General features: G+C 47.5%; 3 protein-coding genes. All 3 read right to left on the bottom strand.

The window, feature by feature from the left end:
- Window positions 1-74 precede the first annotated feature (74 nt).
- Window positions 75-2,885 carry a replicative DNA helicase gene (gene dnaB, locus QUB52_RS22485; RefSeq protein ID WP_332972562.1) on the bottom strand — a complete coding sequence of 937 codons (2,811 nt, stop codon included), beginning with the start codon at window positions 2,883-2,885 and terminating at the stop codon, window positions 75-77.
- 200 nt (window positions 2,886-3,085) lie between these two features.
- On the bottom strand, window positions 3,086-3,544 hold the full coding sequence (gene rplI, locus QUB52_RS22480; protein WP_265235353.1) for a 50S ribosomal protein L9: 459 nt from the start codon (window positions 3,542-3,544) through the stop codon (window positions 3,086-3,088).
- A gap of 216 nt (window positions 3,545-3,760) precedes the next feature.
- Window positions 3,761-8,860 (bottom strand): PAS domain-containing protein, encoded by a 5,100-nt coding sequence (locus QUB52_RS22475; protein WP_332972563.1) that lies wholly within the window; start codon window positions 8,858-8,860, stop codon window positions 3,761-3,763.
- Window positions 8,861-8,902 lie beyond the last annotated feature (42 nt).

The following is an 8,902-nucleotide window of genomic DNA, read 5'->3' as shown; positions in this document are numbered from 1 at the left end:
CTTCTTCCTTCTTCCTTCTTCCTTCTTCCTTCTTCCTTCTTCCTTCTTCCTTCTTCCTTCTTCCTTCTTCCTTCTTAAGAGCGCTTTGGAGATGCTAGATTGCGGAATGAGGTATATTGGGCATCGAATAATAGTTTGATGATTCCTGTGGGGCCGTTTCGGTGTTTGGTGATGATGACTTCGGCAATTCCGCGATCGGGCGAATCGGGATTGTAATATTCATCGCGATACAACATAATTACTAAATCGGCGTCTTGCTCGATGCTTCCACTCTCACGTAAATCCGACATCATCGGCCGCTTATTTGTCCTGGCTTCCACACTGCGACTCAACTGAGACAAAGCAATAATCGGCACGTTGAGCTCGCGGGCTAAACCTTTGAGGCCTCTAGTAATTCGAGATAATTCTTGCACGCGGTTGTCGCTGCTACCTTCCATTAATTGCAGGTAATCTAGCAAAATCAATCCTAGAGCTCCGCCTTGTTCGGCTTGGAGGCGGCGGGCTTTAGATCGAATTTCCATCACGGTAATATTCGGAGTATCATCAATAAACAGCGGCAGTTCTGATAAGTTGCCAATGGCTGTACTGATTGGTTCCCATTCGTTTTGACTGATTCTGCCCGATCGCAAGCGGTTACTTTCTATTTTGGCTTCACTGGAAAGAATGCGCTGCACTAGCTGTTCTTTCGACATTTCTAAACTAAACATGGCAACGGGCAATTTCTGCTGTCCGGCGGCGATGTGGTGGGCGATGTTGGTACAGAAAGCAGTATTGTGAACGCAGATATCATTAGCAACAAAATTGTGCGTTTCCGGGATAGTTAAGTCATAGACTTGCTTGTTTCCCATCGGTTCGATCGAAACTATTTCATCCCAGTAAACCTCGCTATCTGCCAGTTGTTTCAGCCATGAATTATCTAAAGCAGTTGCTAAAACCAAAAGTCTTTGCCTGGACAGCGCGCGTTTACCAACGTGAATATTGGAAGAACCTTTGATGCCTGCGCGTTTTGCTAAGGATGCCCAAGATTCATTGCCTTTGGCTAATGCTATGTATTCCCAAACCTCGACAGGAATTAAATCGCGGTTAGTTTGGTATTCTTTATTTTCTAAGGCTTCTTTAACTTTAAATAATGCTTCTTCTTTGCCAAAAATTCCAATCTCTGATATGAATGTTTTGATTGATATAGAATCAGTAATATCGATTTGCCAAGCTGGTCTGCGAGTATTTTTGTATTTGACAGAACGCTTTTTGAGGGCGGCAATGATGCCAAATCTCAGCAGTAAATGCTGTACTTGTCTAGCTAGTTCTTCGCTGACAGAACAGTAGCCTAGTTGAGATTGACCGCTGGTAAGTAGGGTTGCCCACCCGTCAGTAGAAAAGAGACGGTTGAGAAATAGGGCAATTTGCGATCGTTCCAATTTAAAAACTATATCTGGTACTGTTTTCTGGTGAGCGTTTTTTCCCATCAGACCTAATTTTTCTAACCAGTATCTCAGCGGATTTCTATGCTTGATATTAATAGCCTCCATTCCGGGGCCGACTAGCTCTTCGGGGTCTACTTCTAAATATTCACAGATGCGACTAAATAATTCTGGCTTTGGGAATGCCATACCTTGTACCCAATACGAGGCTAAAACGGGTAAAATTTTCAATTCTTGAGCGAATTCTTCAACTAACAAATGTCGTTTTTCAAGGGCTATCTGTAGATTGCAAGCAAAGAGGTCTATTCTCTCTATATAACCTTCTCTATCGCCAATGATATAATATTCTGGTGCGCGTCTTCCTTGATCCCTGAAGCGCAGTTTCAGACCTCCGAAGCTAGTAGCAGCTTCCGCAAAATCTTGTAGTATAGCAGTATTGCCATTGGTGAATTGAGGCGCGCTGCGTGTCAAACAACCGTCACCAATTAGATAAGCCAATAACTTAACTTCACAGTCGCGGATGGTTTCTTTACCAAAAATATTCATCCTGCGGGGCACAGCAATTTTATCGCCTGCTTGTATCTCCGCCAACTGCCGCCATCCCTTAATCGTTAAAAATGGGTGGGTAATTGTAGTTTCTATAAAGCGTCCGAGTCTTGTTGTGACGCGGAATACAGGCTTAATTCCATCATCTATAAAAGCAGATGGTCTAGTTAGGTGAAATTTCCAATCTTCTCCTAAAGTTAGTAATTCAGCTTGACGTTTTTGATAGATTTCTTCAAGGGTGACAAGGCTGCCATTACCTTGTACTACAAGCGTACTACCTATATTGCATTTGCCCATTGCCGGCCTGGCTGCAACGATGATTAAATCCGATCGCTGAAAGCCACCTGTCATAGCATCTAAATCATAAAAACCGCACGGAATACCGGGAAGCGTCAGGCCTTCATTGCGATTTTCTAAATCTTGAAATGTTTGGTTTAGGGTTTCCCCAATGGATACTAAATCTTGTTGCGGGCGGTCTTGAGTGATGCCGAAAACTTCTTGTTCGGCGCGGTCTAAGACTGTTTCTAGTGGGGCTGCTGTCTCGTAACCTAATTGTACTATGTTGTTGCCAGCTTCGATCAATCGGCGGCGCTGATATTTGTCTTCAACTAGAGCTGCATATTGGTCGATGTTGACTGCTGAAACTGTACGATCGACTAATTGTGCTAATTTAGTTAGTCCTCCGACTTGTTCTAACTGGTTGCGATCGGTCAACCAAGTCGTTACCGTCATTAAATCTGTCGGTTGACCTTGCAAAAATAGCCCTAATGCCGATCGATAAATGACTTGATGAGCGGTGATGGCAAAAAACTCCGGCCGCAGAATTTCAGCAATTCGGGAAATCGCTTCGGGGTCAATTAAAATCCCGCCCAAAATTGCTTCCTCTGCCTCTATGTTTGTCGGCATCAAATCGCTCATTAGTCAATAGTCCTCAATCATTAGTCATTAGTCATTGGTCATTGGTCATTGGTTGCGATTTATTAGTCTTCAGTTTTCAACCTGCAAGTTAGCAGTCCTCAGTCTTTCGTTAGCTATACTCAGTTCTTAGCTAATGACTAATGACTGATGACTGATGACTAACAACTAATGACTGATGACTGATGACTGATGACTCTTAATTACATGGGGACAACTTGAATGTCAACTTCGGCGGTAACATCTGCGTGAAGTTTGATTTCAGCTTTGTATGTACCAGTGCCGCGAATTTCGGGCAGGGTGATGCCGCGCCGATCGACTTCTTGACTGGTAGAGTTGAAAATCAGCTCTGCTACTTCTTGGTTGGTGACAGTACCAAAAATCGCGTCTCCTTCGCCAACTTGCTTGGAGATGATGAAAGGCCCGGCTGCTTCCAGGGCGGTTTTGCGGACTTCAGCTTGCTGTTTGAGCTCTAACTGGCGCAGTCTTTCTTCTTCGCGGCGGCGCGCTGCTTGCTTCAGAATGCCGGGGGTGGCTCTATAGCCCAATGCTTGGGGTACTAGGTAGTTGCGGGCGTAGCCTGGGGCTACTTCTACTACGTCGCCAGCTTTGCCGAGTTTGCTGACATCTTTGTTTAAAACTAATTGGACGCGCTTGGCCATGATCGTTGCTTGTGGGGTTTTGACTGCAACTTTTTATAATAGCGAAGTTTGAGGGGCGATCGCAAGGGAGAAGGAAGAAGGAAGAAGGAAGAAGGAAGAAGGAAGAAGGATGAGGGATGAAGGAAGAGGGATGAGATATCATTTTTGGTTGGTTCACCCGTCCTCCGCTAAGGTCGTGAAGCAATTGCGGAGGACTCTGTGTCCGCTCGATCGAACCTATGATCGCTCTTTTGCCCGATCGCCCATCAATCGCACTACAGTAGCAACTAACTCATTTGGATCGATCGGCTTAGATAGGTGTTTGTCAAATCCGGCTTGCAAAACTTGGCGCTCGTTCGCTTCTCCAGCATAGGCCGTTAGGGCGATCGCCACCAAATCTCCATACTCTGGCGCAAGCTGAGTGCGGATGTGGCGTATCAGCATATATCCGTCCATTTCGGGCATTCCGATGTCGCTGACGAGTAAATCCGGTGCAGTTTGGGCGATCAACAGCAGCGCCTCAGCAGCAGAAGACACCGCCATCACCTGTGCACCCGCTTGGCCGAGCGCGAAGGCGACAAAATCGCGCGAGTCCGCCTCATCATCTACCACCAAAATTCTGAATCCAGCCAGCGGCAAAGAGGACATATCGGGACTCAGAGACGAATTGACGGCTGCCTCCTCCTGCTTGCTAGAATCATCATTTAATAGCGGCAACCTCACCGTAAACGTCGCTCCTTGACCTTCTCCAGCGCTTTCTACAAATACCGTGCCGCCGTGAAGTTCGATCAGTTGGCGGACGATCGCCAATCCCAATCCCAAACCGCCAAATTTGCGAGTAGTCGCGCCGTCTTCTTGTCGGAAATGCTCGAAAACATAGGGCAAGAAATCGGCAAGAATGCCTTTACCCGTGTCTGCGACTTGAATTTCAATTTCTTGGCTATCGACTTGCGTTAATCTAACTTCAACTCTACCGCCTTCTGGCGTGAATTTTACCGCATTCGACAACAAATTCCACACAACTTGCTGCAAGCGACTTGTATCGCCGAGCACGAGTCCGACATCGGGATTTAAGATTGTTTCGATTTGAATCTTTTTAGCTTCGGCTGCTAATTGCACCGTTTCCAAAGCAGACAAGATAATGGTTGCGACATTCACCGGATCCACAGTCAATCTGAGTTTTCCTTGCAGAATTCTAGACACATCTAGCAAGTCTTCGATTAATTGAGATTGCAGTCTGGCGTTGCGCTCGATTGTCTCCAACGCTTTGGCTGCTTGAGTCTCGCTCAGCTTGCCTGTTAGCAGCAGTTGCGACCAGCCTAAAATCGGACTCAGGGGCGATCGCAACTCATGAGAAAGCACCGCTAGAAACTCGTCTTTAATCCGGTTAGCTCGCTCCGCTTCCGCGCGGGCATTTTGTTCCAATTGCAGAACCATATCGCGCTCGATTTCTACTTGTTTTCGCTCTGTAATATCGATAATAGAGCCAATATAACCCTCAAATTGTCCGCTTTCGGACAATCTGGGAGCCGCCGCATCTATCGCCCAAGAATATCCGCCATCCGGGCGTCGGACACGATATTCCATGCGGAAAGATTCCTGGCCTTGGTTCGTCATCAAAAATGCGTTTTTGGCGTGTTCTCGGTCTTCTGGATGCAGCGCATTTATCCAACCAAATCCCAAACCTGTTTCCTCAGTTTGACCGGTGAATTCATACCAGCTTTCGCTCCAGAAAGTGCAGTAGCCTGTGGAGTCTGTTACCCAGACCATAAATGGAGCGTTGTTCGCCATATTTCGGAATCGTATTTCACTCTCAAGCAGCGCTGCTTCTGATTGTTTGCGTTCTGTAATATCGCGACAGACAATCACTCCGCCTTGGATTTCGTTGCTAGTATCAATTACCGGATAACCGCTGATACTGATCCAGCGATCTTCGCAATTTTCGCGGCGGACAAATACCCCTACATCATTGACATATTCACCTTTGATTGCTCTGGTTAGAGGTAGTTCATTTTCGGGGAAAAGACTTTTTTTGTCTGCTAAAAATAGTCCGTAGGCGCTCGACCATTCCTGAGGGGATTTTTCATTTGTTAGCTGACCGAACATCCCCACGGCGGCTCGGTTAAACAGCACAAATTCCCCTTGTTGGTTGGCAAGAATTAAACCATCACCCATGCTGTCAATAATTACTTGCAGTAACTTTGTTTGTTCTTGCCGCTCGACTTCTGCTCGTTTGCGATTTGTGATGTCGTTGGAGATGCCAATCAAGCCGATTACTTCTCCCGCCTCGTTGCGGTAGGGAGCTTTCATTGCCAGAAATGTCCGAATGCCATCGGGAGATTCTTCGACGCTTTCTGTTTTGCCGGATTCCATAATCCGCAGATCGTTTTCGCTGACTTCGGCTCCTAGTTCTGCTATTGGGTATAAATCGCGATCGCGCCGGCTAATTACTTCAGCAGCAGGTTTGCCCAGTACGTCCAGCGTGGCTGGATTTGCATAAATAATCCGTCCTTCTCGATCTTTGACAAAAATTGGGGTGGGTACTGACTCGTTAATTAGATTCAAAATCGCATTCTTTTGTCGCAGTTCTTCTTCTGTGCGGCGGCGATCGCTAATATCGCTCCAATAAGCCGTAAGTCCTTCGGCTGCTGGATATGCGCTGACTTCTACATACATTTGAAGCGAGGGCGAAAATTCTTCAAACTTGACAGAAACTTGCTCGGAAACGACTCGATGAAATTCTTGATATAGCGTCGAATTCGATGCTGATTCAGCGGGAAATAACTCCCAGATCGATCGACCTAGCAAGTCATTTCTCGATCGAGCCATCAGTTTTTCAGCAGTGGCATTAACGTAGGTATAGCGCCATTGTGCATCGAACGCGATAAAGGCATCGGCAATACTTTCTAGAATATTGGTGACTTGATGATTGGCTTTGGCGAGCGCGAGTTCAGCGTTTTTGCGCTCGGTGATTACTTCCGAAAAAATCATGATCCCGCCAATCTCACCGCTGTTGGTTCGCCAAGGGTGAATTTCCCAGCGCACCCAGTCCATCGAGCCATCAGCCCGGGGAAACGGTTCTTCTGGGCAGATTTCGACTGCTCCCGCCAGACAGCGCTGGTGGATTTGTTTCCAATGATCGGGCAAATCTGGGAAGATATCGTAATGCGATCGGCCCACAATATTTTGAGTGCCGAGCCCGTAACTGGCCAGCCAGCGATCGCTCACCAGCATATACCACATCTGGCAGTCAAACATCGCCACTCCCACAGGCGAATGTTTGACAAACATCCGCAACTTGCTGTAGTGTTCGCGCAGAAGATTTTCCGCCTGTTTGCGATCGGTGATTTCTTGGAAAAGTACGGCGACTTTGCGGCTGTGCGGCTCAGGAGTGCGGAACGCCGAAACCTCAAACCAGCGGTTCATGACTTCCGAGCTCTGTTCAAAGCGCACTGGTTCCCCTGTCAGCGCTACTTTGTCGTAAATCTCAAACCAATAATCTTCGACTTCTGGAATGAGCTCTCGCACCGTTTTCCCTGCCGCTTCTACGATTCCGGTTTGTCTCTCGAAGGCCGGATTGACTTCCAAAAAGCGGTAATCGATCGGCTTTTCGTTGTCGTCAAACAGCATTTCGATGACGCAAAAACCTTCGTCTAGGGACTCAAACAAAGTGCGATAGCGTTCCTCGGAGCGGCGCAAAGCTGCTTCTGCTTGTTTGCGATCGCTAATATCCACAAAAGCCGCCACACAGCCGCGAACTGCGCCCTGTGCGTCAAATAACGGAACTGCATTCACCAACCAATCTAATACCATCCCGTCCGATCGCACAATTTGAATTTCCAGATCCCGCACTTCGGTGCCCGAAGCCGCAGCCCGCTGCATTGGGAGTTCTTGTAGGGGGATTTCCTGTCCGTCGATCAGTTGTCTGAATGGCAGAAGTTCGGCTTGCTCTCCGGTTGCAGAAATATTGGCATCCGGCGCCACTGCGAGCATTGACTGAGCAAACAGGTTAGCGCGAATTACTTTACAATGCGGGTCGTCTGCGATCGCCATCCCGACAGGTAAAGCATTAAATATTGATTGCAGTTCGTTAACTCGGCGCTCTAGTTCCTGATTAAGCCGTTGAATTTCTGTTTTGGTAGCTTTGCGATGGGTAATTTCGTACACCGTCACATTCACGCCCTGTACGCGATCGTCCTGGGCTTTCAGCGGATAGAGACTCAACAGCCAATCGCGTTCTACACCAGGCTGTGCTGAGTTTTTTTCGGTAACTTCGAGCTGTGCGATGGGAATTTTAGTTTCAATAACTTGTCTGTAAAGCGGCTCTAAATCATCTGCCATTTCTGGCAAGATTTCGCGCAATGTTTTACCGATGTGGGCGGCGGCTGGAATTCCGTTAATTTCTGCTAGGCGATCGTTAATGCGGACAAATCGGAATTGGGTATCGATAAAGCAAAGTCCGATCGGAGCGCTAGCATAAATCGCCTCGATTTCTGCAAGTTGTTGCCGCGCCGTTTGGGCTTGTTTAATAAAAGCAGCCTGAGCCGCTTTTTGCTCGGTGATATCTTGAAAATAAACGGCAATTCCCGATGCGATCGGATAAGCTCGTACTGCATACCAAGCATTGAGCGGCCCATAAAAAGATTCAAAACTAACCGTAATTCGATCGGCAGCGCAGCGCCGGTATTCCTGCTCGAACAAACTGCCCACAGATTCGGGAAACTCTTCCCAAACGCTGTTACCAATCACCTCTTGTGGGAGTCGATTCAGCCACCGCGCCGCTTGAGAATTGAGGTAAGTAAATCGCCAGTCTCGATCCAAAGCAAAAAAACCGTCGGAAATACTTTCGAGGGTGTCTGAAAGTTGCGTAACGGGCGGCTGAGTCACTTCTTGTAGCTGAGGTTGAGCGATTTCGGTGAAGGTGGTAATTACTGCATAGGGAGTCGATCGATCTCCTTGAAATAAAGGTTGAGAATTGAGATTCAACCAAATCAATTCTCCCTGCGGTTGATAAAAGCCCATAATAAAATTTGAGCTTGGCTGCCCGGTTGAGAGCGCCACCATCGCCGGGTGCGTCTCGCCGGCAAAATCCGAGCCATCTTGACGCACAGTCTGCCACGGACAGTTTATTGAAGAGGAATCCTGCATCTGTTTTGCTGTGAGCCCCAACAGTTCCTGGGCACGAGCATTGCACCCCTGAATGCTGCCGTCTGCCAATTGCAAAACCATCCCTATATCTGTTGGCAAAGGCGCGCCCGGGTAAAGCGCGTTGTTAGAATGCGTTGAAACACAGGGGTCGATTTGCCGTTGGGGTTCAGTATTGCCTAGATTTTTCATCGATTTCTAACAACGGTTTGAGTTTTGGCTAAGCCAATCGCG

This window comes from Microcoleus sp. A6-C6, from assembly GCF_036705955.1.
GTDB lineage: Bacteria > Cyanobacteriota > Cyanobacteriia > Cyanobacteriales > Microcoleaceae > Microcoleus.
The sequence above is the reverse complement of the archived record's forward strand: the minus strand, read 5'-3'. Positions and strand labels throughout refer to the sequence as shown.

Excerpts from the sequence above, each read along its gene's own strand:
- dnaB (WP_332972562.1), bottom strand. The coding sequence starts at position 2,885 with ATGAGCGATTTGATGCCGACAAACATAGAGGCAGAGGAAGCAATTTTG.
- rplI (WP_265235353.1), bottom strand. The coding sequence starts at position 3,544 with ATGGCCAAGCGCGTCCAATTAGTTTTAAACAAAGATGTCAGCAAACTC.
- QUB52_RS22475 (WP_332972563.1), bottom strand. The coding sequence starts at position 8,860 with ATGAAAAATCTAGGCAATACTGAACCCCAACGGCAAATCGACCCCTGT.